Annotated in this window: 24 protein-coding genes and 1 pseudogene; 19 read left to right on the top strand and 6 right to left on the bottom strand. The window is 65.9% G+C overall.

Annotated elements, in window-relative coordinates; translation table 11 throughout:
• Positions 1–79 precede the first annotated feature (79 nt).
• The 6 genes from AB5S17_RS21670 (at position 80) to AB5S17_RS21645 (ending at position 5,195) form a co-directional block, all read left to right on the top strand.
• Positions 80–1,021 carry a substrate-binding domain-containing protein gene (locus AB5S17_RS21670; protein WP_369243276.1) on the top strand — a complete coding sequence of 314 codons (942 nt, stop codon included), beginning with the start codon at positions 80–82 and terminating at the stop codon, positions 1,019–1,021.
• Positions 1,022–1,109: 88 nt separating this feature from the next.
• Positions 1,110–1,913 carry an ATP-binding cassette domain-containing protein gene (locus AB5S17_RS21665; RefSeq protein ID WP_369243275.1) on the top strand — a complete coding sequence of 268 codons (804 nt, stop codon included), beginning with the start codon at positions 1,110–1,112 and terminating at the stop codon, positions 1,911–1,913.
• Between the two features lie 89 nt (positions 1,914–2,002).
• Complete coding sequence (locus AB5S17_RS21660; RefSeq protein WP_369243301.1) at positions 2,003–2,941, top strand: ABC transporter permease; 939 nt, start codon at positions 2,003–2,005, stop codon at positions 2,939–2,941.
• A gap of 1 nt (position 2,942) precedes the next feature.
• Positions 2,943–4,022 (top strand): phosphotriesterase, encoded by a 1,080-nt coding sequence (locus tag AB5S17_RS21655; protein ID WP_369243274.1) that lies wholly within the window; start codon positions 2,943–2,945, stop codon positions 4,020–4,022.
• Positions 4,023–4,273: 251 nt separating this feature from the next.
• Positions 4,274–4,933 (top strand): SOS response-associated peptidase, encoded by a 660-nt coding sequence (locus AB5S17_RS21650; protein WP_369243300.1) that lies wholly within the window; start codon positions 4,274–4,276, stop codon positions 4,931–4,933.
• An 82-nt stretch (positions 4,934–5,015) separates the two neighbouring features.
• Entirely contained in the window at positions 5,016–5,195 is a 180-nt protein-coding gene (locus AB5S17_RS21645) for a hypothetical protein (RefSeq protein WP_369243272.1), read from the top strand.
• Between the two features lie 283 nt (positions 5,196–5,478).
• Here the strand turns inward: AB5S17_RS21645 and AB5S17_RS21640 are convergent, their stop codons facing one another.
• The 3 genes from AB5S17_RS21640 to AB5S17_RS21630 all read right to left on the bottom strand — a co-directional run bounded on the left by AB5S17_RS21640 (position 5,479) and on the right by AB5S17_RS21630 (position 6,738).
• Positions 5,479–5,895 carry a thermonuclease family protein gene (locus AB5S17_RS21640; protein WP_369243271.1) on the bottom strand — a complete coding sequence of 139 codons (417 nt, stop codon included), beginning with the start codon at positions 5,893–5,895 and terminating at the stop codon, positions 5,479–5,481.
• Positions 5,896–5,971: 76 nt separating this feature from the next.
• Complete coding sequence (locus AB5S17_RS21635; RefSeq protein WP_369243269.1) at positions 5,972–6,223, bottom strand: hypothetical protein; 252 nt, start codon at positions 6,221–6,223, stop codon at positions 5,972–5,974.
• 80 nt (positions 6,224–6,303) lie between these two features.
• Positions 6,304–6,738, bottom strand: a complete 435-nt coding sequence (locus AB5S17_RS21630) for a hypothetical protein (RefSeq protein ID WP_369243267.1) — start codon at positions 6,736–6,738, stop codon at positions 6,304–6,306.
• Positions 6,739–6,756: 18 nt separating this feature from the next.
• Between AB5S17_RS21630 and AB5S17_RS21625 the strand changes: the two genes are divergently transcribed.
• Complete coding sequence (locus AB5S17_RS21625) at positions 6,757–7,080, top strand: hypothetical protein (RefSeq protein ID WP_369243265.1); 324 nt, start codon at positions 6,757–6,759, stop codon at positions 7,078–7,080.
• Positions 7,081–7,966: 886 nt separating this feature from the next.
• Here AB5S17_RS21625 and AB5S17_RS21620 read toward each other — a convergent pair.
• Positions 7,967–8,683, bottom strand: coding sequence for an AAA family ATPase (locus tag AB5S17_RS21620; protein WP_369243263.1), 717 nt, complete (start codon positions 8,681–8,683; stop codon positions 7,967–7,969).
• A gap of 423 nt (positions 8,684–9,106) precedes the next feature.
• On the opposite strand from AB5S17_RS21620, the gene AB5S17_RS21615 reads away from it, so the two are divergent.
• The 3 genes from AB5S17_RS21615 (at position 9,107) to AB5S17_RS21605 (ending at position 10,942) form a co-directional block, all read left to right on the top strand.
• Complete coding sequence (locus tag AB5S17_RS21615) at positions 9,107–9,859, top strand: hypothetical protein (RefSeq protein ID WP_369243261.1); 753 nt, start codon at positions 9,107–9,109, stop codon at positions 9,857–9,859.
• 251 nt (positions 9,860–10,110) lie between these two features.
• Entirely contained in the window at positions 10,111–10,548 is a 438-nt protein-coding gene (locus AB5S17_RS21610; RefSeq protein WP_369243259.1) for a hypothetical protein, read from the top strand.
• Positions 10,549–10,609: 61 nt separating this feature from the next.
• Positions 10,610–10,942, top strand: a complete 333-nt coding sequence (locus AB5S17_RS21605) for an oligopeptide/dipeptide ABC transporter ATP-binding protein (RefSeq protein ID WP_369243257.1) — start codon at positions 10,610–10,612, stop codon at positions 10,940–10,942.
• A gap of 93 nt (positions 10,943–11,035) precedes the next feature.
• Here the strand turns inward: AB5S17_RS21605 and AB5S17_RS21600 are convergent, their stop codons facing one another.
• Positions 11,036–12,151, bottom strand: coding sequence for an ABC transporter ATP-binding protein (locus AB5S17_RS21600; RefSeq protein WP_369243299.1), 1,116 nt, complete (start codon positions 12,149–12,151; stop codon positions 11,036–11,038).
• Positions 12,152–12,362: 211 nt separating this feature from the next.
• Here AB5S17_RS21600 and AB5S17_RS21595 point away from each other — a divergent pair, with 211 nt between their 5' ends.
• From AB5S17_RS21595 to AB5S17_RS21560, 8 genes are all read left to right on the top strand, one after another.
• Positions 12,363–12,959 carry a GntR family transcriptional regulator gene (locus tag AB5S17_RS21595; RefSeq protein ID WP_369243256.1) on the top strand — a complete coding sequence of 199 codons (597 nt, stop codon included), beginning with the start codon at positions 12,363–12,365 and terminating at the stop codon, positions 12,957–12,959.
• Positions 12,956–13,933: an alpha/beta hydrolase gene (locus tag AB5S17_RS21590; protein WP_369243255.1), complete on the top strand. Its 978-nt coding sequence runs from the start codon at positions 12,956–12,958 to the stop codon at positions 13,931–13,933. The genes AB5S17_RS21595 and AB5S17_RS21590 overlap by 4 nt, the downstream gene beginning before the upstream one ends.
• Before the next feature lie 25 nt (positions 13,934–13,958).
• A complete protein-coding gene (locus AB5S17_RS21585; RefSeq protein ID WP_369243254.1) occupies positions 13,959–15,164 on the top strand; it encodes a sugar ABC transporter substrate-binding protein in 1,206 nt (401 codons plus the stop codon).
• Positions 15,165–15,246: 82 nt separating this feature from the next.
• Entirely contained in the window at positions 15,247–16,182 is a 936-nt protein-coding gene (locus AB5S17_RS21580; RefSeq protein ID WP_369243253.1) for a carbohydrate ABC transporter permease, read from the top strand.
• Positions 16,179–17,012, top strand: coding sequence for a carbohydrate ABC transporter permease (locus AB5S17_RS21575; protein ID WP_369243252.1), 834 nt, complete (start codon positions 16,179–16,181; stop codon positions 17,010–17,012). Before AB5S17_RS21580 ends, AB5S17_RS21575 begins: the two co-directional genes overlap by 4 nt.
• A 34-nt stretch (positions 17,013–17,046) precedes the next feature.
• Positions 17,047–17,928: a sugar phosphate isomerase/epimerase family protein gene (locus AB5S17_RS21570; RefSeq protein ID WP_369243251.1), complete on the top strand. Its 882-nt coding sequence runs from the start codon at positions 17,047–17,049 to the stop codon at positions 17,926–17,928.
• Complete coding sequence (locus AB5S17_RS21565; protein ID WP_369243250.1) at positions 17,925–18,920, top strand: Gfo/Idh/MocA family protein; 996 nt, start codon at positions 17,925–17,927, stop codon at positions 18,918–18,920. The genes AB5S17_RS21570 and AB5S17_RS21565 overlap by 4 nt, the downstream gene beginning before the upstream one ends.
• A 117-nt stretch (positions 18,921–19,037) precedes the next feature.
• Positions 19,038–19,379 (top strand): hypothetical protein, encoded by a 342-nt coding sequence (locus tag AB5S17_RS21560; protein ID WP_369243249.1) that lies wholly within the window; start codon positions 19,038–19,040, stop codon positions 19,377–19,379.
• Here AB5S17_RS21560 and AB5S17_RS21555 read toward each other — a convergent pair.
• Positions 19,365–20,807, bottom strand: a complete 1,443-nt coding sequence (locus tag AB5S17_RS21555) for a diguanylate cyclase (protein WP_369243248.1) — start codon at positions 20,805–20,807, stop codon at positions 19,365–19,367. The two genes, AB5S17_RS21560 and AB5S17_RS21555, sit on opposite strands and share 15 nt — an antisense overlap.
• 223 nt (positions 20,808–21,030) lie before the next feature.
• Here AB5S17_RS21555 and AB5S17_RS21550 point away from each other — a divergent pair.
• Positions 21,031–22,377, top strand: a pseudogene (locus tag AB5S17_RS21550) (IS701 family transposase).
• The last annotated feature ends 158 nt before the right edge of the window (positions 22,378–22,535 follow it).

Here is a 22,535-nt window from a genome sequence, read left to right as displayed (position 1 = left end):
GTCATTCAAGTCTCTTGAAAGCATACGCCTGCCGCTGCGGCTTCGATCCCGAGCCGAGCCCCGTCCAAGGAGAACTGACATGCGCCTTTCCAGGCTTCTCGCCGCCTGTGTCGCCTCGGCCTCGATGTTCGCCGCGCTTGGCGCAGCCAGCGCCTCGGCCGAGACCTTCGCACTGGTGACGATCAACCAGCAGGCCCTGTTCTTCAATCAGATCAACGACGGCGCCAAGGCGGCGGCCAGGGACGCCGGCGCCAAGCTGGTGATCTTCGACGCCAACAACGTGCCCTCGGCCCAGAACGACGCGATCGAGACCTACATCACCCAGAAGGTCGACGGGATCATCCTCGTCGCCATCGACGTCAACGGCGTGAAGCCGGCGATCAGCGAGGCCAAGAAGGCCGGCATCCCGGTCGTCGCCATCGACGCGCAGATCCCGGACGGCGACAACGCCGCCTTCATCGGCGTCGACAACGAGAAGGCCGGCGAGGAGATCGGCAAGTTCTACGCCGACTACGTCAAGAAGGAGATGGGCGGCAAGGCGAGCGTCGGCGTCATCGGGGCGCTGAACTCCTTCATTCAGAACCAGCGGCTGGACGGCTTCAAGAAGGCGGTCAAGGCGAGCGGCGAGGACGTCGAGTTCCTCGACACGGTCGACGGCCAGAACGTCCAGGACGTCGCGCTCGGCGCGGCGGAAAACCTGATGACCGCCAATCCCACCATGGGCACGCTCTACGCCACCGGCGAGCCGGCGCTGATCGGCGCGGTCTCGGCGGTCGAGAGCCAGGGGCGCCAGAAGGACATCAAGGTGTTCGGCTGGGACCTGACGGCGCAGGCGGTCAAGGGCATCGACGAGGGCTGGGTCGAAGCCGTCGTCCAGCAGGATCCCGCCGCCGAAGGCAAGGCCGCGGTCGAGGCGCTGATGAAGCTCTCCAAGGGCGGGACGGTCGACAAGACGATCTACATCCCGGTGACGATCGTCACCAAGGAGAACGTCGACAAGTTCCGGGGAATGTTCAAGTAAATCCGACTGTTCAGGGCGGGACCTCGATCCCGACATCAACCACCATGGCCGGCGCGAAGCCGAGCCGGCCACCATGCGCGGGGCGGACATGACGGATCAACCGATCGACCGGGTCAGGATGACCGGCATCTCCAAGCGGTACGGGCCGATCCTCAGCCTCTCCGACGTCTCGCTGCGGGTCGCGCCGGGCGAGGTGCTCGGCCTCGTCGGCGACAACGGCGCCGGCAAGTCGACCCTTTCCAAGGTGCTCTCGGGGGCGGTCGTTCCCGACAGCGGCACGATCGCCATCGACGGCGAGACGGTGAGCTTCGCGTCCCCCGCCGACGCCCGCGCCGCCCATGTCGAGATGGTCTATCAGGACCTCTCGCTCTGCGACACGGTGGACGTCGCCGGCAACATCTTCCTCGGCCGCGAGCCCTGCCGGCACGTCGCTGGCGTGCCGCTGCTCGACAAGCGGCGCATGCACGACGAGGCGAAGGCGATGCTGGAGCGGCTCGGCATCGTCATCGCCGACACCCGGCAGAAGGTCGAGAACCTTTCGGGCGGCCAGCGCCAGTCGATCGCCATCGGCCGCGCCGCCTCCTTCGAGCCGAAGGTGCTGATCATGGACGAGCCGACGGCCGCGCTCGCCGTCGCCGAGGTCGAGGCGGTGCTCGAGCTGATCCGCACCGTGTCGGCGCGCGGCGTCAGCGTCATCCTGATCACCCACCGCCTGCAGGACCTCTTCCTCGTCTGCGACCGGATCCAGGTGATGTACGAGGGACGCAACGTCGCCGAGCGCCGGATCGAGGACACCAGCGTCGAGGAGGTGGTCAACCTCATCGTCGGCCGCAAGTTCGCCGCCCGCTCGGCCGGCCACGGCGGCGAAATCGTGGAAGGAGCCCGCGCATGAGTTCGGCCGGGATGGACGAGAGCCGACAGGCCCTGCACGCCCCGGCCGGACAGGCGCGGGTGCGCCGCGCCACGATGCGCGACCGCTTCATGGAGAACGGCAGCACGCTGTCGATCGCGATCTTCTTCGTCATCGTCTGCCTGCTGTTCACCTTCGCCACCTCGGTCTTCCTGACGGTGCCGAACCTTCTCAACGTCATCCGCCAGTCGGCGCCGCTGCTGATCGTCGCCGGCGCAATGACCTTCGTGATCACCACCGGCGGCATCGACCTGTCGGTCGGCTCCGTGCTGGCGCTGGTCTGCGCCCTCTCGGCCGCGCTCCTGCAATGGGGCCTGCCGTGGCCGCTGGTGATCGCGGCCATGCTGGTGCTGGGCGGCCTTCTCGGCGCGCTGCAGGGCTTCTTCGTCGCCTATGAGGGCATCCCGGCCTTCATCGTGACGCTGGCCGGCCTGTCGATCATCCGCGGCGTCGCACTTCTGATCACCGGCGGCTATTCGATCCCGATCTCCCCCGACAGTCCGTTCGTCGTGCTCGGCCGGGCCTGGTTCCTCGGCGTGCCGATCCCGGCATGGATCGCGCTCGCGACGCTTCTTATCGCCTATCTCGTCTTCACCCAGACGCGCTTCGGCCGCTACGTCACCGGCATCGGCGCCAATGCCGAGGCGGTGCGCCGCGCCGGCGTCGACACCCGGCGCACGACGCTGATGGTCTACGTCCTGTCCTCGACGGCGGCGGCGCTCGCCGGCATCATCCTCGCCGGCCGGCTCGGCTCCGGCTCGTCAAATGCCGGCCAGGGCTTCGAGCTCGAGGTCATTGCCGCCGTCGTCCTCGGCGGCACCAGCCTCTTCGGCGGCCGCGGCACGATGATCGGCTCGGTGCTCGGCGCCCTGACGGTCGCGGTGATCGGCAACGGCCTGATCCTTGCCCACATGTCGCCCTTCCTGACGCCGATCGTCACCGGCACCATCATCCTCGTCGCGATCTGGCTGAACTTCCGCCTGTTCCGCGGCGCCATCCGGAGCCGCTGACATGGCGCTCGACTTCCAGTCCCGCGATCCGGCTCCAGCGGGCATCGGCGTCGGCTCAGGCCACGTCATGACGGTGCTCGGGCCCATCCCCGTCGACGCGATGGGCGTGACGCTGATGCACGAGCACATCCTGATCGACGGCGCGAAGGCCTGGCGCTGCCCCTGCCATCCGCCGGACCCGGTGCTGAACGAGGGGCCCGTGACGATCGAGATCATCGGCGAACTGCGGATGAACCCCTACATGAACCGGGACAACGTCTCGCTCACCGACAGCGACCTCGCGCTCTCCGAGCTGAAGATGTTCCAGGCGCTGGGGGGCCACACGGTGGTCGACCCGACCAATATCGGCATCGGCCGCGATCCCGGGAAGCTCGCCCGCATCGCCCGCATGAGCGGGCTGAAGATCGTCATGGGCTCCGGCTTCTACCTCGAATTCAGCCATCCCGACTGGCTGAAGGCGATGGACGTCGAAGAGGTCACCGAATTTCTCGTCAAGGACGTCGGCGGCGCCGACGAAAGGCCGGAGGTGATCGCCGGCATCCTCGGCGAGATCGGCGTGTCGAAGGACTTCACGCAGGAGGAGCGCAAGTCGCTTCGCGCCGCCGCCAGAGCCTCGGCCCGCACGAAGGTGCCGCTTTCGATCCATCTTCCCGGCTGGGAGCGTCTGGCGCACGAGGTGCTGGATGTCGTCGAAGCCGAAGGGGCCGACCTCAGCCACACCGTGCTCTGCCACATGAACCCGAGCCATACGGACCTGCCCTACCAGACGAGCCTCGCCCGGCGCGGCGCCTTCCTAGAATATGACATGATCGGCATGGACTACTACTACGCCGATCAGGACGCGCAGTCCCCCTCGGACGAGGAGAACGCGCGGGCCATCCGCACCCTCGTCGATGCCGGCTTCGCAGACAAGGTGCTGCTGTCGCAGGACGTCTTTCTGAAGATGATGCTGACCCGCTTCGGCGGCTTTGGGTATGCCCATGTCCTGAGGCACTTCGTGCCGCGCCTGAAGCGCCACGGCGTCGACGAGGTGACGATCGACCAGATGATGGTCGACAATCCGCGGTCGGTGTTCTCCTGATTCGCGAGATGACGAGGATCGTGCGGTCAATGATTTGAACCATGTGAAGAATACAGGGCGGAGCGGCTACGTTATCTTCGACGAGGGTTGAACCCTCCACGCTTTCCACGCCTGTCCAAGCATTGTCGCGTCGTGCATGAGACGGAGGTATTCGGCGCACCGTCGTCAATCTCCTCTTACGAGCGAGGCCGCCTGATCGGTGGGGTGGCAGGCTTCTCGACTGCGACGTGCTGCCGTGCTCTCATCCGGCCATGTGCAATCTCTACAGCCTCACCAAGGGTCAGCAGGCAATCCGCGAATTCACGCGCGCGATGAACGACCGGACGGGCAACCTGCCGCCGCTGCCGGGGATATTCCCCGACTATGCCGCACCGGTCGTTCGTAACGCCGATGGCGGCCGCGAACTGACAATGATGCGCTGGGGCATGCCGTCGCCGGCCTTCGTGCTGAAGGGGCGGACGGTCGACAGCGGCGTGACGAACGTGCGCAACGTCAAGAGCCCGCACTGGCGGCGCTGGCTGGGCCCGGCAAGCCGCTGCCTGATGCCGTTCACCAGCTTTTCGGAATACGAGACGACACCGGACGGCAAGAAGGTCCCGGTCTGGTTCGCCTTTGGCGAGGAGCGGCCGCTGGCCGTCTTTGCCGGAATCTGGACGACGTGGACGAGCGTCCGGAAGAAGGCCGAGGGCGAGGTCACGACCGACCTTTTCGCCTTTCTGACATCCCAGCCGAACCGTGAGGTCGGCGCGATCCACCCAAAGGCGATGCCGGTGATCCTGACGACCGCCGACGAGATGGACGTCTGGATGCGGGCGGACTGGAGCGAGGCCTCGGTGCTGCAGCGGCCGCTGCCGAACGGTGCGCTGCGGATCGTCGCGCGCGGCGAGCGGAAGGACGGGGAAGCAGCGTGACGGCCCATTTAGGCCGCAGCGTTACCACGCATGCGCCGACCGGTGCCGGCATTCCGCCGCACTTCGCCGGGAGAGTGCACCGATGTCGCGGCATCGCAATCCACGAGATGACGAGCCGGTTGCGATCTGGATCTGGATCGCCCTGATTGTCGCGATGATCGGTTTCGTCGTCTTCGCGATGATGACGGACCCCATGACGCCGCCTGTGCGGACTGACGGGGCGGCCGTCGGGCCGGAGCCGGAGGACGACCCCTTCCAATGAGGCCGCAGCTCCGGGTCTACCTCTTGGAGGTCGCCGCAGATCGCGCGTCAGAGTCGACCATCGAGATACCGCGTCGCCGTATCCGGCTGATGCTGATAGCCGGTCCTGCGCTCAATCTCTCGCATTACCGCGTTCCAATGCCGCTCATCCGCTTTATCGGCCGCGGCCCGTCGGCGCGCTCGAGCTTCCCACCACGCCGCCGGCGGCTTGTGCATGGTGAGCAAGACAGTCACGTCCTGCCGCACTGCCGGCGCGGCGCGAAAAAATTTCCCCAGTAGTCGAGCTAGCGCCCGCACCACTTGTTCCCGTGGTTGGGCCAAGGCTGCGACAGCCCCTCGCCGATCAGCACCTGACCCGCATCGCGGCCGTCGTCCAGGATCACCTTCGCGAGTTCGCGACCGTAGCGGCCTTTCTCGTGCTGCCATTGGATGCGATAGCCGCCGGCCATCAGCTCGCGCAGCCGGTCGCGCGCCTTCAAGCCGATCCGCTTTTCAGCCGCGCAACCGGGGTGGCTGATCTCCGGAGTGTCGACAGCGAGTGCGCGCCACTTCACGCCGTTCTCCCACCCCGTGTCACCGTCAACGATGCAGGTAAGCTTACGCTCGGCGCGGTGCCCGCCTTCGCAGACAGGCAGCAGGTCGGCAAACGCGGGAGACGCGGCGAGAAGGATGGACGCAGCGGCGAGGCAAATCCGAATCATGAAGTTCCTATAGCACAACCGCTTCGAGAGCAGCCACGTCGCCTGCCCAACGGCAGACGGTCGCTCCGACGCGGAGTCATTGCTTCTCGTGGTCGTTGAGCCAGACCACATCGAGAGTCAGCGAACTGCGCAGAACGGTGGTCCCTTGCGCGTCGCGGACAAGAACGGAGATGACGTGATGGTCGCCGTCCGGCATGACATCACGGGCGAGTGTAGGCAGCGCTTCGATGGCGGCCTTCCGTACCGCCTCTTCACCGTTGCAATCGACTCCGATCTCATCCTGGGAGAATTGCCCGTTATCGTTGATGTCAAAGAAGTAGCGCGGCATCGCAGATCCTGAGATTGATGGTCAGGCAGCGATCTATCGCGGGTGGCACCTTCTTCCGCAGTCGGTGCCAAAGGAAAATATCAGCCGGCACCGATGGGTTCTTCGGCGGCACCGAAGAACTTCGCCTTCCGCCAAGCCGTCCCGCGGGGGAGCGGCAGGCCGCGCGCTTTGAAATGCGCGATCTCGTCCTCGACGCGAAGCTGGACGCCGTCGCACGAAGGCAGGAGTCTCAGATAGAGACGCTCCACTTCGACCGCGACGACCCACGGATGATCCAGGCGGAAGCCGTGCCGATGCGGGCCGTGGTCGCGCCAGGACATGCCGCACACGGACCACTCCCACTCGCCGCGGTGCATCCCATACTCGGTGAAGGCGATCGTCCCGAAGTGCAGGCGGCCGTCATAGCCGAGGAACCTCTGCCCCACGCCGAAGCGCAGCCACTTGAACTGCGGCCTCGGCAGCGAGACGCTGGAGCGCCGGTCGGGATCGACAGCGGAGCGATCCTCTGGGGTCACGGCCGCAGCCTCCCGACCATGCCCCTGGCGAAGACGTGGAGCAGTACGCCAAGGGACAGACAGGCCGAAGAGGCAGCCAGCAACAGCCAAAGCGGCGCGGGCGACGCGCTCAGGATCCCTGTCATCAGAGGCGAAACGCCGCCGGTAGTGATGATGCCGGCGGCGACCACGTTGAGCCATGTCGCTGTCAGCCGCGACCGTTCATTCGCTGTCGAATTCCTCGGCGACGCTCGGCTCAACAACCACTTCTCGCTCGCCATCGACGTGCTCCTCATTAATCCGACTCGCGCCGAAAGCGACGCTTGCCAGACAGATTACGAGCAGCGGACTGGGTGGGAATAAACCATGAACATGAAGCGCCAAGTGGGACGGCAGATCCGGAGACTCTTCCAGCAGCGTTGGTTGCTGATCTACCTTCTTTGGGTAAAGTGCATCACAACTTCACACATGGCAGGATCCTCTCGCTGCAATGGTGGACCTCCTCATTGCGGCCTCCCCCGGGCCCGGCGAGCAGAGGCGCGGCTCGCCGGGCTCCCTACCGCTGCCCGGCCATGATCTTTCACCCTGCGTGCGTGTGCTATGCTAGCTTCAGGCGTCGTCTGGGAACGCACGCTCGCTTATGGCGAGGGACCTGCAGATCGCTCTGGCGGCATCGCGGCATCGCGGCATCGCGGCATCGCGGCATCGCGGCATCGCGGCATCGCGGCATCGCGGCATCGCGGCATCGCGGCATCGCGGCATCGCGGCATCGCGGCATCGAAGGGTGTCCGAGCCGACTATTCGGGTCAAGTCGGATGGCTTATCGATCTCTTACAAGATGCGGGACTCGCCGCCCCAGCAGTCGCCAGCGGTCGCGTGCGACAGAATCACGGCGCTATCGCTTGGCCCTGCCCGACCGAACCCGAGTCTTCTGTGGGAGTTCATCTGAGGGTTCCAGCCCATATGACCCATCCGCAATCACGCCTCGCCAAACCTCGACGAAGCGCGGATCGATTTCCTCAATGCCGGGCTCCCCTTGCTCGCGGAGCCAGCGATCTACCGACAAGATCAAGAAATCGTTTAAGCTCAGATCACGAGCATCGAGCGTCTTCACAAGACGAGCCTTGATCAAAGGCGAGATGCGCCAAGTGGAAGCGGCGTAGTCTGTGATCCTACGGGGTTCCCCGCCAGCGTCACGCTTACCCCTTCGATGCGAAAGAAGATCCGCCCGAAGCTTTAGCTCGACCATCTACGACATCCTCTCCCATCCGCCGAACAGTTCCTTCACCTCGATGAAGAGCGCCTTATATTCTGCTGCGGCCTTAGCCGCACACCTTCCTTCGAAGACTGTCCGGGCTGCTCCCAATGCGTCCGCGGTTGGCACGCGGTCACGGATAACGCTCTGCATAAAAAGCGGATCAACATGCCATCCCCTCTTCTCCCATTCTTTTTCTACTAAATCCTCAATGATCCCTCGCACCCTCGCCAATCGAGCGTCGGTGGCTGCGCCGCTAATGCGGGAAAGGAAGATCCGGGCTGGGGTGCCCCTGGCTCGGGCGCGGCCTACAGAGTTGATCGCAGCCACGGATGACAGCCAAGGGTTGTCGAGCGGGCACAACACTAGGTCGACCGCTTCGACGATAAGCGTCTGCTCCGCGCTGTCGGACCCTGCGGTGTCGACGACGATCACGTCATAACGCGGCGAATACCTTTTCAATGCATCAGGAACCGCTTTCGGCATCAATTCGATTGTCTTGACCGATCCGCCCCGGCGATGCCATGACAATGCGCTCTTCTGCTGATCTGCATCGATTAAGAGAACCTGACTGCCCATATCTGCAGCCGCACCTGCTATGTTGATTGCGGACGTCGACTTTCCGACACCCCCCTTCGTTTGCGACATTGCGATGGTCAAAGCGCGACGGCTTGCGCAGCGACGGGCGAGGATCTTGTAGATGCCGGCCATTTTCCAAGCTCCGAATCATGGTCGGAACAATTTTCGGCGAGCCCGCCGCGGGATCCGCCGGCAAACTTGTTGAATCGATGACAAGACCGGACGCGCGTTGCTGGAATGGCACAGTCACCCGGCGGCAGACCGCTTTTAGAATGTGCAGTCGAAGAGCATGAGGCGAATGACGCAAGCTTCTACTGTTGGCCACCCGCCTTTCCAGAGGGTCCGCACAAGAGCAGGCAGGTTCCGTTAACCATTATTAGACGTCGCGCTCGTCAGGACTCGACTTTGCGCTCGGCGCGACCCACGTTGTCAGCATCGGCCGCGATCTTGCGTCCGACCACCGGTTTAGTCGCAGGCGCCCGTCAAGAACGGCCGCCGGCGGGATTGCCGTCCCACCAGCGACCTGACCACAACTGACCTGACTGGAGGTACAGTATGGCTGAACGCCTTTTGGCGCGCACGGACGAACCGTGCAAGCGCAATTTCCCCAAGAACTCGGATCACGACGGCTCGCGGCTCGTTGCCGCGGCTCCGGTCCCCCCGATGCTTGCCGATCGTTCGACCGATCTGTCCGAAGCGCGCGGCGGCAATGCGCCCATGTCCGACAAATGCTACGCCGCGTCCGATGACTGCGCAGCCGCTCTCCAGTACGGATCGCAGCTGCAGCCGGGCTGGCCGTCGCTGGGCGTGCGTGTCATTGCAGGCCGGTCGTACGCGACGGGCTTCGGTCCGATCCGCATCATCGACGAGATCGATGACATTCCCGACGCGCTACGGCAGCGGATGAAGTTCGGGGCCCCGGACGCAGGCGGCGTGAACGGCACCTCCGACGCTGGCCACAATGCCTCGCTCGTCAGGGGCGGGCAACTCGCTACGGCCCTCCCCGCAACGCTACCGGCGGAAAGGCCGGATCCGGCCGAACCCGGCGAATCCGCTGCGCCGAACGTTCCGGCGGTCGCTTCGGGTCCGGTCTTCTCGCCGGAAGAGGTGCGCGACAGCCGGCGAATCCTGCGCCGCCTCGCTCGATCGCAGATCCGAGACTCGACCGGGTGCCCCATGCTCGACGTCGGTGGAGCGCCCTGCCCCGCGCGCCACGCGTACGCGGCTAAGCTATGTGCGAAGCTCGCCGCCATCGGTCTGGTTCGCGTTACTCAGAAACCGTCGGGACTGATCGTCACGCTGCTCTAAGGCCAAGAGCGCTGCGTTCGGGTTCAACTTGCCCCACAATTTCGACCCGTGACGCCTCGTGCGGCCGGACGCGAAGCGATTCCATTCCGCTCACCCCGATCCGCATTCCGCACGACCGCCTCTTCGGCGCCCCCCTAAGCGGCCCGGTCCCCTGCAACAGACACAGTTCCCGTAAGGTCACGATCGATCGTGCGAACGGACCTGGTCTGTCTTCCCCCTTGCCAATGCCGGCGCAGCCGGCAGGAGTTCACATGGCTCGTATCCCCAAGTCCCCGTCTCGCTCCCATCGTCCCTTCGCTAGCTGCATCCGCCCCGAGGAGCAGGGCGGCGATCGTCCGGCTGAGACCGGCCGGTTTGTCGGCTCCGGCCAGCGCCGCGTCGAAGACGTCGGTCGCTTCGACGCCGATGCCTTCGGGCTCGGCGACTCGCCCGACAATGCTGACACCGATCCGGTCATGGCTTTCGTCGACGCAACTGCCGCCCAATTGGTCGATGCCGCGATCGCGGCGGGCAGAAATCTCGAGCCGGACCCGATGCTTGGCGAGCTGTCGTCACTCGCAAGCATCCTTCGCTCTGTCGTCAGTCGTGTCGGATCGGTGATTCCGGACGTGATCGCCGAAGCTCTGCGCACGGATCCGGCGTTGACTGTCATTCGACTCCGCGCGATGACCCCACCCGCTCGAACATGATCAGTGGCTTGCCGTGCCGATCGGCGTCGGGACCCCACGCCGATGCACAGTCGTGCGGATGATGGCTGACCACATCGGCGTGATGTATCTCGGCCAGCTTGTTGAGGTCGGGGAGGCCGACGCCCTTTTCGCCGCGCCGCGCCATCCCTACACAGCGCTGCTTTTAAAAGCGGCCCCGGATCTCGACGTGGCAGACCGCTCGCTGCACGCCATTCCCGGCGAGCTGCCGAGCGCTGCCTCTCCGCCCGCGGGCTGCCGCTTCCATCCCCGCTGGCCGCGGGCGCAGGCGCTCTGCGCCGAGCAGGAGCCGGCGCTCGCCGGGGCGCCGGACGGGGACGCCGTCCGCTGCAACTTCCCCCTCGACGCGCGGCAGGTGCGGCGGCCGGAGCGCTGACACTACCGCTGCGACCGCCCGTAACCGGGCGCCGAGTAGGGACGTGCCGCCACCGACGGCGGCCCGCGCCACCGGGAAATCGCCCGCTGCGTTTCACGCCGCGTTGCGCGCCGCGGACCCCTCGCCGGCAGTGGCCATTCGCCTGCCGGAGGAGACGTCGAAGAGATGTGCATGCGCCGCGTTGCCCGCGACGCTGAGGCTATCTCCGACTTCCACCCGGCTGTCGCGCGGCAGTTCCACCGTGATCATCTGGTCGCGGCCGATATCGAGATAGCCGAAGGTCTGGCTGCCGAGACGCTCGACGACGCTGAGCGTGCCGGAGAACCACGCCTCTTCGAGAGTACAGGGCGAAAGGTCCTCCGGCCTCATGCCGAGTGTCACCCGTCCCTCTGCCGCTCCTGCGCGAACCACCGGTATGTCGGCTCGTCCCGCCTGAACCTCGAGGACGATCCCCTCGGGCCGTGACGCGAGGACCGCGCACTCGACGACGTTCATCGTCGGACTTCCGATGAACTGCGCGACGAACAGCGTCGCAGGCGCGTGGTAGAGTTCCATCGGCGCACCGACCTGTTCGACATTGCCGCCGTTCATCACCACGATCCGGTCGGCGAGCGTCATCGCCTCCACCTGATCGTGCGTCACATAGACGGTGGTCGCCCTGATCCTGCGGTGCAGCTTGGCGATCTCCAGCCGCATCTCCACGCGCAACGCGGCGTCGAGGTTCGACAGCGGCTCGTCGAACAGAAAGGCCTCGGGTTGGCGCACGATCGCGCGACCCATGGCGACGCGCTGGCGCTGCCCGCCGGACAGCTGGCCCGGCCGCCGGTCGAGATAGGGCTCGAGCTTCAGGATCGCGGCAGCATCGGACACCCGCGCATCGATGTCGGCCTGTGCGCTGTTCCGCATCTTCAACCCGAAGCCCATATTCTCCGCGACGCTCATGTGGGGATAGAGCGCGTAGTCCTGGAAGACCATGGCGACGTTGCGCTCGGCCGGCGGCAGATGCCCGACGGGCCGCCCGCCGATCGCGAGGTCCCCGTCGGTGATCTCTTCGAGGCCGGCCAGCATCCTCAGAAGGGTGGACTTGCCGCAGCCGGACGGGCCGACCAGCACGACGAATTCGCCGGATGCGATGGCGAGCGAGATCGAGCGGATCACGTTCACGGATCCGTAGTCCTTGCGGATGTTTCGCAGTTCGATGGCTGCCACGACGATGCTCCTCCCGGTCTGGAGCGGCGCCTGCTTGACGACCGCCGTATTATCAATAATGATAACGATATCGATTGCAAGAAGGTCGAGAGCTTTGCCGCGCACTGCCCCTGCCCCGTCGGCCGCCGCGATGCCGATCCGCCGGATCGCCCGGAGCCGCGCGCCGTCCGGAAAATCGACGGCGGCCTTCGCTGCATTGAAGCGGGACATCATGCTCGGCAGTCTCGCCCCCGGCGAGAGCCTCGTCGAACTCGAGCTCGCCGAACGCTTCGGCTGCAGCCAGGGCACGATCCGCGAGGCGCTGCTGCAGCTGCAGGACGAAGGTCTCGTCCTCAGGCACGGTTACCGGGGAACCCAGGTCTCGGACTGCACGGAGGACGAGGCGGTCGAGCTGTTCCGCATCCGCCAGTCGATCGAGTGCCGAGGCATCGTCCGGGTGATGGAGCACCGAGGCGGATCGCTGGTGCCCGACCTGGAGGAGATGGTCGCCGCAATGGTCGGCGCGGCTGAGGCCGAGGACGAGCTGGAACTCGCCTCGATCGACCGCGACTTTCATCAGCGCCTGTTCCTGGAGGCGCGGCTGGCCGCGCTGGAGCCGATCCTGCGGCGTTGCCTCGTCCACAATCACCGCTACAAGATCTCGCGCTCGGCCGGGCCGCGCGATCTGCTCCAGACGGCGCGTCGGCACGAGCCGATCGTCGCGGCGATCCGGGCCGGCGACGCGGCAGCCGCCAAGACCGCCCTCTTCCACCACATCGCGACGATCGTCGACTTCGGGCCGACGGTCTTCCCGGGAGAGCCGGAATGACGCGCGAGATCGCCTTCTCGGCGGCACTCGACCCGGACATGGCCGCGCTGCTGGAGCGCGTGGCGCGCGAGGACGGACCGCTGCCGGACCCGACGACGCTGCCGCCGGCCGAGGGCCGGCGCCGTGCCGCCGACGGCAATCGCCGCTGGAACGTCGACCTGCCGCAAATGGCGGCGTCGGAGGATCTGAGCGTCCCGGCGGATCCGGCCCTCGGCACACCGGCGATTCGTTGCCGGCTGCATGTAGCGGCCGATGCGCGGCCGGGCCTCGTCGTCTTCGTCCACGGCGGCGGCTTTGCCTTCTGCAGTCCCGAGACGCACGAGCGGGCCGCAAGGGTCCTCGCCGCGGAATCCGGGCGGGCCGTGCTGCTGCCGGACTATCGGCTCGCCCCGGAGCATCCCTACCCGGCAGGCCTTACCGACGTGGTGGCGACGCTGCGCGCCCTGCCGCGCCTTGCCGCGACTGCGGGCATTCCGCCGGAGCCGCTCTTTCTTGCCGGCGACTCGGCCGGCGCCAATCTCGCCCTCGCGTCGCTGCTCCACGAGATGCGAGCGGACCGGCCGGTGGCTGCTGCCGGCGCCCTGCTCTTCTACGGCAATTACGACGCCGACTTCGAAAGCCCGTCCTTCCGCTTCTTCGCCGAAGGCCCGGGCCTGACGCGGGCGAAGATGCAGCGCTACTGGCGCTTCTACGTGGGAGACCGGGATATGCGCGGCGACGCGCTGGCCTGTCCGGTCCACGCCTCGCGCGCGGAACTTGCCGCGCTGCCGCCGCTCCACCTTTTGGCCGCCGGCGTCGATCCCTTGCTCAGCGACACGCTGGCGCTGGAGACGCGGCTCGCCGATGCCGGGCGCAGCGAACGGGCCGACATCGTGCCGGGCGTCGTCCACGGCTTCCTGCAGATGACGCACGATCTGGCGGCGGCGCGGGAGGTGCTCGCCGCCGCCGGAGGTTTCGTGCGCGCACACGGCTGATCGATCGACAACAGGGAGGAACATGATGTCGAGACTCAAACTGAAGCTCGCCGCGGCCGCCGCGGCGCTCGTCGCGGGCTTGGGCCTTGGCCAGGCGAACGCCGAGACGGTCCGGTTCTGGTACCACTTCGACAATCCCGACAACCCGATGTCGGGGCTGGTCCAGAAGTTCGAGAAACAAAATCCCGGCATCACCGTCGAGGCCGACAACGTTCCCTGGAACAGCTATTACGACAACCTCTACACCGCGATCATCGGCGGCAATGCCCCGGACGCGGCGATGGTCAAGCTCTTCGCCCAGCCGCGCCTCGTCGAGATGGGCGCGCTGGAGCCGATCGGCAAGCGCATCGACGCCTGGGACGGCAAGAAGGAACTCCTCGACAACCTGCTGACGCTGAACGCGGGGCCGAACGGCAAGCAGTACTACCTGCCGATCCAGTATGTGGTCCTGTACCTCTACTACCGCACCGACCTGTTCAAGGAAGCCGGTCTCCAGCCGCCGAAGACCTGCAAGGAGTTCCGCGAAGATGCCAAGAAGCTGACCCACGCGCCGGACCGCTACGGCTTCGGCTTTCGCGGCGGCAAGGGCGGCTGGGACCAGTGGGGCACCTTCGTCTTCTCGCGCGGGGCGAAGCTCGAACCGGGCGGCCTGACGACGCCGGAAGCGATCAAGGCCAACCAGTGGCTGGTCGACATGTTCCGGAAGGACAAGTCGATCCCGCCCTCGGCGCCGAACGACGGCTTCCAGGAGATCATAGGCGCCTTCAAGTCCGGCAAGACGGCGATGACCATCCATCACATCGGCTCGGCCAACGACCTCGTCGCCGCGCTGGGCGACAAGGTTTCGGCGGTGCCGGTGCCGAAATGCGACGGGCACGCCTGGACCTCCTATGGCGACGAATCGCTGGCGATCTTCTCCGCCTCCGAGCACAAGGATGCGGCGTGGAAGTGGATCTCCTTCCTCGCCGAACCGGAGAACAACGTCGCCTTCGTCAAGGCGACCGGCCAGATGCCGGTGACCAAGACGGGCTCGAAGACCTATGACGGCCACCCGAAGCGCTTCGTCGAGGCGACGGTGAACTCTCTGCCCTTCGCGCATGTCCTGCCGCAGACCTCGGCCACCTCGGACTTCGTCAACACCGAGTGGCAGACGGCGATGCAGCAGGCGCTGACCGGCCAGATCACGCCGAAGGCGATGATGGAGAAGCTCCAGGGCCTCTTCACCAAGTGATGCAATCGGACGGAAGCGCCTGCTGCGCTTCCGTCCCTCGCCCCCTCGAAGCCGCCGGCTTCGGCAGTTCATGAGACCGGATATGTCCAGCATCAACGAGGCGCTCGCGCTCGAGGCGCCGGGTCCGCGCCGGCGCCGACGCCTGCGGCGGGACGCGTTCCTGCCCTACGCGCTGCTGACGCCCGCCGTCGTCGTCGTCCTGATCATCGTCTTCGCGCCGATGATCGAGGCGCTGGTGACGAGCTTCTACGACTACGTCCTGTTCCGGCCGAACGCTGCGGCGTTCGTCGGCATCGCCAACTACGTCAAGCTGTTTCACGATCCGGTGTTCTGGACGTCGCTCTGGCAGACGGCACTGTGGATCGGGCTGACCGTGCCGCTGCAGATGGGTCTCGGCCTGATCGCCGCTTTGCTCCTCAATCGCGACTTCGCCTGGCGCGGCCTCGCCCGGGCGCTGGTGATCATCCCCTGGGCGCTGCCGAGCGTCGTCATCGCGCTGATGTGGCGCTGGATCTACGACCCGAACATCGGCGTGCTCAACGACCTGCTCCTGCGCCTCGACATCGTCCGCGCCGCGATTCCGTGGCTGGCAAGTCCCGACGTCGCACTGTATGCGGTGATCGCAACGCTCACCTGGCAGGGCTTCCCGTTCTTCGCGGTGATGATCCTCGCGGGCCTGCAGGGCATCCCGAAGAGCCAGTACGAGGCCGCGGCGATCGATGGCGCCAGCGCCTGGCGCCAGTTCCGGCACATCACCCTGCCGGGCATCGGGCCGATTCTCGCGACCGCCGGCCTGTTGCGCACGATCTGGGTCGCGAACTCGATCGACGTGATCTTCGTCATGACCGGCGGCGGCCCGGGCTACTCGACCTACACGCTGCCGCTCTTCGCCTTCGTCAAGGCGCGGCAGAATCTCGACTTCGGCTACGGCTCGGCGATCGCCGTCACCTTCACCGTCATCCTCGGCGCGATCGTCGCCGTCTATATCGCCAGGACCATGCGGGAGGTCGAGCGATGAAGCGGGACGGCTTTCTGAAGCGGCTCGCGATCACCCACATCCCGGTCGCGCTCGTCATCCTCCTCGCGATCGGCCCGTTCGCCTGGATGATCCTGACCTCGCTGACGCCGTCGGCCGCGATCGTCGCAAAAGGCGTCTCGGTCTCCCCCGCCGGTTGGGCGCCGGACAACTACGTCCGGCTGCTCGCCCATACCGACTTCCTCGGCAATATGGGCCACAGCCTGATCGTTGCACTCGGCACGGTCGCCCTCGGCCTCGTCGTCTCGGTGACGGCCGCCTACGCCTTCTCGCGCTTCCGCTTCTTCGGACGGCGCGTCCTGATGCTGCAGTTCCTCCTGGTGAACATGTTCCCGGTGGTGCTCCTGATCCTGCCGCTGTTCACGCTGATGCGCCGCCTCGGCCTCCTCGACACGCATCTGGCCCTGATCATCGCCAACGCGACGGTCGCCATTCCCTTCGCCGTCTGGATGCTGACGAGCTATGTCGGGGCGATCCCGAAGAGCCTGGACGAGGCGGCGATGATCGACGGGTGTTCGCGTCTCCAGGCTCTGCGTCGCGTCGTCCTGCCGCTGGCGCTGCCCGGCATCATCTCGACCGGCATCTACATCTTCATCACCGCCTGGAACGAGTACCTCTACGCCCTCACCCTCGGTGGACGGCACGTGCGTACGGTCACGGTAGCGATCCAGACGCTGATCGGCGAATATCAGATCGAGTGGGGCCTGCTCGCAGCCGGCGGCGTCGTCGGCGCCCTGCCCGTCACCATCCTGTTCCTCATCGTGCAGCGCCGCCTCGTCGGCGGACTGACGCAGGGCGCCGTCAAGGGATGACGGCCTCCTCCTTATCCTCCAGCGGACAATGCCCATGAATCCGATTGGTCTGATCTCGATGCAATGCGCCCGGCCGTTCACGGCCGAACACTTCCGGTTCTTCGACGCCATGAAGCGGCAGGGGTTCGACTTTGTCGAACTCCTGGTGCCGGAGGTCGGCGAACTCGACCTGAAGGAAACGGCTGCGGCGCTCAAGGACGCCGGCCTCGGCGTCGTCCTCGCCGCGCGGGTGAACCTGCAGCGCAACCTTTCCTCGGACGATCGCGCCGCCCATCAGGCCGGGATCGACTATCTGCGCTACACCGCCGACTGCGCCGCCGAACTCGGTGCGACCATCGTCGGGGGGCCGCTGACGGGCAACCCGCTGGTCTTCGCCGGCCGGCCGCCGGCCCCCGTTTCCGAGGACGAGCGCCTCGCCCGCAAGGAACGCTGCGTCGCCGGCCTCGAGGCCGCCGGCGAGCATGCGAAGGCCGCCGGGATCACGCTGGCGATCGAACCGCTCAACCGCTTCGAGAGCGACGTGCTCCAGACCACGCAGCAGGCGATGGAGCTTCTGGAGGCGGTCGATCACCCGGCTGTCGCGCTGATGCTCGACACGTTCCACATGCACATGGAGGAGGCCGACATCGCTGAGGCGATCCGGCTTGCCGGTCCGCGGCTCGTCCACTTCCAGGCGAACGAGAACCACCGCGGCTTCCCCGGCACCGGCGCCACCGACTGGGTCTCGGTCTGCCGCGCCCTGCACGAGATCGGCTATGCGGGGCCCGTCTCGCTAGAGCCCTTCCGCCGCAACGACGACCGCTTCGGCGTGCCCTTCGCGCAGTGGCGCCCCCCGCATGAGGACGAGGACGCGCGCCTTGCCGCCAGCGCCGCCTTCATCCGCTCGCATCTCGAACTGACGGAATACAGACGATGACCTTAAAGATCGGTTGGATCGGCTGCGGCATCCACGCGACGCAGATGCTGCTGCCCCAGCTTGTGCGCCACGACGTGAGGATCGCCGCGCTCTGCGACATCGACGCCGGCAGGCTCGCCGCGGCCGGCCAGCAGTTCGGCGTGTCGGCGCTGACGAGCGACGCCGCCGAATTGATCGCGACGCCCGGCCTCGACGCCGTCGGCATGGCCGTCGGGCCGGACCAGCATCTCGCCTTCGGCCTTGCGGCCCTGAAGCGCGGCCTGCCGGTGTTCATGGAGAAGCCCCCATCGGGCACGACCGCTGGCGCGCGCCAGCTGCGGGACGCGGCGGAGAAGGCAGGCAAGCCGCTCCTCGTCGGCTTCATGAAGCGCTACTCGGTCGGCAACAAGATCGCAAAGAACATCCTGGCCTCGGGCCGCTTTGGCGACATTCTCGGCCTCACCGGCTACTACATGACGGCGCCGGGATATTTCACGGGCAATGTCGACTATACCGGTTTCCTGCTCCACCACTGCGTCCACTACATGGACCTCGTCTCGCACCTCGTCTCGCCGGTCGTCGGCATGAATGCGCGCAAGGTCGAGAAGACGCCCGGCCGCATCCTCTTCCATGTCGGCTTCGACTTCGAATGCGGCGCGATCGGCACCATCGCCATGGGCACGGCGCAGAGCCGCGGCGCGCCGGTCGAGCGGATCGAGATCATGGGCGATCACCAGCGCATCGAGGTGGAGGACGTCGTCGAGATCCGCTGGAACCGCAACCCGCCCTTCAAGGTCGCCGACCCCGAGGCAACGCTCCTCGACGCCGAGGACACGCTGACCTGGAAGCCGAACTTCACCGCTGCGGCAAACGAGGACTACAAGGGCTACCACGCGCTTCTTGCCGATGTAGTGCCGGCGCTGGGAGGCGAGACGACGGCTGCGCCGACGATCGCCGACGGCGTGATCGCCATGGAGCGGCTCGAGGCGATGCGGCGGCTCCTGCACGTGTAGCCAAGGGCGGCAAGGTCGACGGGTGTCATTCGGCTCCGCGCGATGCCCCCCGCGCTCGAAGATGATCAGTGGCTTACCGTGCCGATCGGCGTCGGGATCCCGCGCCGATGCACACTCTTGACCGACATCGTGCTCGCGACGCCGCAGACGGTGTTCCAGGACAAGCCGCATTTCGAGTTCGGGAACGTGCCGGGCGACGGCGTGCATCTCCTCTGGCCGCATGTGATCGGCTCTATCCGCGGCCGTTGCTTCCTGCTTACCCGCCAGGTGCTCGATGCCGAGACGGCGTATCCAGGGCTGATCCGACATGCCGCGCCCGGCTGCCTGCCGGGCGTCGGGCTCCGCTCAAGTGTCGACTGGACTGAAGCCGGTCGACGAACCTTTGGTTGTGTTTGGTTGATCGAGAGTCATAACGTGTCGCCGAATGACCGCGAGGAGCCGCCGCTAGCCCGGTCTTGATATCTCTCGCATCGCTCCACCGAACCCAAGCCGCTCCATCTGCTCTTCGAAGATGACGTAGCCGCCGCGGCCGGAGCTTTTCACGCGGTACAGAGCCACGTCCGCCCGGCGGACCAAATCAAGCTGTGTCAGCGTATCCCGGAAGGCGATGGCGACGCCGATCGAGATTCCGATGACCACCTGTTGCTTGGCCACCTCGAACGGGCTCTGAATGGCCTCGACGATGCGGCGTGAGAGAACTTCAATCTCCATTCGGTCGGTGACCGCGTCTCGCAGAACCGCAAACTCGTCACCGCCCAGCCGCGCGACCATGTCTTCGCCGGAGACCAACGAAAGTAGCCTCGCCGCCACTTGGCGGATCAGTTCGTCACCGGCCTGGTGGCCGAGGGTGTCGTTGACGTCCTTGAAGCGATCTAGATCGAGATAGAGCACCGCGAAGCTTCGTTTCGTCTGCTCGAACTCCTGAAGCCGGTGTTCAAGTCGCTGATCGAAGGAGAAGCGGTTCGCGAGGCCGGTCAGCGCGTCGTGATGCGCCATATGCTCGATCTGCCGCTGTGAGCTGACGAGCTTGCGGGTCGTGCGGTAGAGCCGGAACAGAAGGAGCCCGGCGAGCAGCAGGATGACTGTCCCCGCCCCCGCCAGGATCGGCACCATCCGGTCGAGAACTTTCATTCCCGGCTGCTGCACCGTCCAGAGCAGATAGCCGATGTCTGTGCCGTCGGTCGCCAGCGGAAACGCGGCTTCATGAGGGCCGAGATGCCCGGTCCAGGAGAACCGCGGGTTCCGGATCAGGAAGTCCGACGCCAACTTCGACAGGAACGGTCCGTCGAGGAATTCGACAGCCACGTGGACCGGTTCCTGTCCCGCCGCCTGATGGATCTTGCCGGTGTCGGAAATGATTGCCGCGGCGCTCACGACGGCCGGTCGGTTCTCCAGGAGCACGTATCGCCGAACGAACGTCGGCGCATCATCGAGAGAAGCCGCTGTCCTTCTGAGCCGCCTGAGCTGAGCCACGATCGGCGCAAGAGTCGCCGCGTGCGAGAAGTAGGTGTCCGGGGCCAGTCGGGTGCCGCCGATCATCGCATAGATGGAGTGATCGCCACCGTCGAGGATGAAGACGCGGTCGATCCCGAAGTAGGTGTGCATCCAGACGCCGAGGTTCGCGTCAAGCCAATCCAGATGGCGTGGACCGAGCACCTCGTCGACGGCATCGTCCCAGGTGGTGGACGTCTGCTGGTTTTTCGTCACATCCGCGATCCGCTGATCGAGCAGCCGCCGGACAAGGGTGGTTTCGCGCTGAATGGAGTCGTCATCGGTCTCGGTGGCGGACCAATAGGCTGTGAACGCGACGAAGACGCCGGTCAGGATCAACAGGCCGAGAACCGGCAAAAAATATGCGGCCGTCAGCCGCGTCGTCCGCACATCCATGCCGCCACCACCTTGAACAGTCCTTCAAGATGTACAGGCCATTAGATGCCAAAGGGTTATCGACAGGCAAAAATGGAAAATAAGCATGTAGTATATCGATGGTCATCCGGGAAGCCGTAGGCGCTGCCGTGGATGGGCTTTATCGCAGTCTGCTAGCACTACTTTGGCAGGTTCGAGCAAGTTGATCGATTGATCGTAGGCGCTTCGGAATGGAGCGCGAGCGATGGCGGACTGGCAAGCGGAGCTGGATGCATTTCTTCGACCGTTCGTCGAAGGTCTCGGCCACAAGAGGCGGCGCGAGATGTGCCCGGTCTACATTGCCGGGCAGATTGGACCGGGAGACCGCAAGAGCGTGCAGCCGATGGCGGCGCGCACGGACGCCGTCGGCTACGATCGGCTTCATCACTTCATTGCCGCCGAGATCTGGGACAGCGCACCGTTGGAAGCTGCGCTGCTGCGGGAGGCGGATCGGCTGGTGGGCAGCCCAGACAGCTACCTCGTCATCGACGGTGAGCCGGGAAAGCGAAGGATCCAGTGAATCCTTGGCCCGGCGAACGCCTTGCCGAAGAAGGGGAATCACTCGGTCGGCGTGGCGCCGCAATATGCGTCGGCGTTGGGCAAGGCCGCCAACTGCCAGTCGTTGGTGTCGCTGACGCGGGCTTGGCGCGAAGTGCCGGTGATGGTCGCTCTGCGGCTGTTCCTGCCCGAGAGCTGGACGAACGATGGCGAGCGCATGGCGAAAGCCGGCGTGCCGAAGGATCGCCGGCGTGCCCTGACCAAACATCAGATCGCCATCGAGGAGATCGACCGGGTCAGGGTCGCCGGCGCAAGGTTCGGCTGTGTGCTGGCCGATTCCGGCTACGGATCGAGCGCCTTGTTCCGCCATTCCCTGAGCGAGCGTGGGCTGCGGTGGGCGGTCGGCCTGTCGCGGCGCCAGAACGTCTACTTTGCCGACGTCGAATTGACGTTCCCGGTCGCGAAAGGCGGAAGGCGCCGAAAGTATCATATCCCCGATGCGCCGCCAGTTGCCGCGGAGGCAATGCTGGCCGATGCCAAGTGGCGGAAGGTCACCTGGCGACGCGGCACCAAAGGCTCGCTGTCGTGCCGCTTTGCGGCGCTCCGGGTGAAGATCGCCGACGGCCACAGGCACCGGATGGCCGATGGCCGCGTCCAAGCCATGCCTGGAGAGGAAGTCTGGCTGGTGGGGGAACGGCGAGTGAGCGGCGAGCAGAAATATTACGTATCGAACCTGCCGGCCGACACTTCGCTGAAGAAGCTGGCCACCACGATCAAGGCGCGGTGGGTCTGCGAGCAGGCCCACCAGCAGCTCAAGGAGGAACTGGGGCTCGATCACTTCGAAGGCCGGTCGTGGACCGGGTTGCACCGACACGCCCTGATGACGATGATCGCCTACGCGTTCCTGCAGTCCCGCCGCCTGAAAGGGGCGGGTCGGGAAAAAAAGAATCGCCGGTCCACCGCCGCAACCGAGCCTGCCGGCCATCAGACAAGCCATCCTCGACCGCTTCGCTCGCTCGCCACCACCGCTACTGTTGCGATGTCCGCACTGTGACAGGCTCCTGACGGATCCTGTCGAGAAGAAAGTGCCAAAGTAGTGCTAGGTGTTTAGTCCCGCACTGTGGTGGTAGCTTATCGCGCCAGCATAGGGATGCGCTATGGGACAAGTTCTTCACGGATGCGCCACGACCACGCACGCTGTCCGAGCAGCAA

This window comes from Jiella sp. M17.18, assembly GCF_041027365.1.
Taxonomy (GTDB): domain Bacteria; phylum Pseudomonadota; class Alphaproteobacteria; order Rhizobiales; family Rhizobiaceae; genus VKMB-3413.
This window is presented reverse-complemented; position numbering and strand designations above follow the sequence as displayed.

Coding starts and splice junctions, on each gene's coding strand:
- AB5S17_RS21670 (WP_369243276.1), top strand. CDS start 80: ATGCGCCTTTCCAGGCTTCTCGCCGCCTGTGTCGCCTCGGCCTCGATG.
- AB5S17_RS21665 (WP_369243275.1), top strand. CDS start 1,110: ATGACGGATCAACCGATCGACCGGGTCAGGATGACCGGCATCTCCAAG.
- AB5S17_RS21660 (WP_369243301.1), top strand. CDS start 2,003: ATGGAGAACGGCAGCACGCTGTCGATCGCGATCTTCTTCGTCATCGTC.
- AB5S17_RS21655 (WP_369243274.1), top strand. CDS start 2,943: ATGGCGCTCGACTTCCAGTCCCGCGATCCGGCTCCAGCGGGCATCGGC.
- AB5S17_RS21650 (WP_369243300.1), top strand. CDS start 4,274: ATGTGCAATCTCTACAGCCTCACCAAGGGTCAGCAGGCAATCCGCGAA.
- AB5S17_RS21645 (WP_369243272.1), top strand. CDS start 5,016: ATGTCGCGGCATCGCAATCCACGAGATGACGAGCCGGTTGCGATCTGG.
- AB5S17_RS21640 (WP_369243271.1), bottom strand. CDS start 5,895: ATGATTCGGATTTGCCTCGCCGCTGCGTCCATCCTTCTCGCCGCGTCT.
- AB5S17_RS21635 (WP_369243269.1), bottom strand. CDS start 6,223: ATGCCGCGCTACTTCTTTGACATCAACGATAACGGGCAATTCTCCCAG.
- AB5S17_RS21625 (WP_369243265.1), top strand. CDS start 6,757: ATGCCCCTGGCGAAGACGTGGAGCAGTACGCCAAGGGACAGACAGGCC.
- AB5S17_RS21620 (WP_369243263.1), bottom strand. CDS start 8,683: ATGGCCGGCATCTACAAGATCCTCGCCCGTCGCTGCGCAAGCCGTCGC.
- AB5S17_RS21615 (WP_369243261.1), top strand. CDS start 9,107: ATGGCTGAACGCCTTTTGGCGCGCACGGACGAACCGTGCAAGCGCAAT.
- AB5S17_RS21610 (WP_369243259.1), top strand. CDS start 10,111: ATGGCTCGTATCCCCAAGTCCCCGTCTCGCTCCCATCGTCCCTTCGCT.
- AB5S17_RS21605 (WP_369243257.1), top strand. CDS start 10,610: ATGGCTGACCACATCGGCGTGATGTATCTCGGCCAGCTTGTTGAGGTC.
- AB5S17_RS21595 (WP_369243256.1), top strand. CDS start 12,363: ATGCTCGGCAGTCTCGCCCCCGGCGAGAGCCTCGTCGAACTCGAGCTC.
- AB5S17_RS21590 (WP_369243255.1), top strand. CDS start 12,956: ATGACGCGCGAGATCGCCTTCTCGGCGGCACTCGACCCGGACATGGCC.
- AB5S17_RS21585 (WP_369243254.1), top strand. CDS start 13,959: ATGTCGAGACTCAAACTGAAGCTCGCCGCGGCCGCCGCGGCGCTCGTC.
- AB5S17_RS21580 (WP_369243253.1), top strand. CDS start 15,247: ATGTCCAGCATCAACGAGGCGCTCGCGCTCGAGGCGCCGGGTCCGCGC.
- AB5S17_RS21575 (WP_369243252.1), top strand. CDS start 16,179: ATGAAGCGGGACGGCTTTCTGAAGCGGCTCGCGATCACCCACATCCCG.
- AB5S17_RS21570 (WP_369243251.1), top strand. CDS start 17,047: ATGAATCCGATTGGTCTGATCTCGATGCAATGCGCCCGGCCGTTCACG.
- AB5S17_RS21565 (WP_369243250.1), top strand. CDS start 17,925: ATGACCTTAAAGATCGGTTGGATCGGCTGCGGCATCCACGCGACGCAG.
- AB5S17_RS21555 (WP_369243248.1), bottom strand. CDS start 20,807: ATGGATGTGCGGACGACGCGGCTGACGGCCGCATATTTTTTGCCGGTT.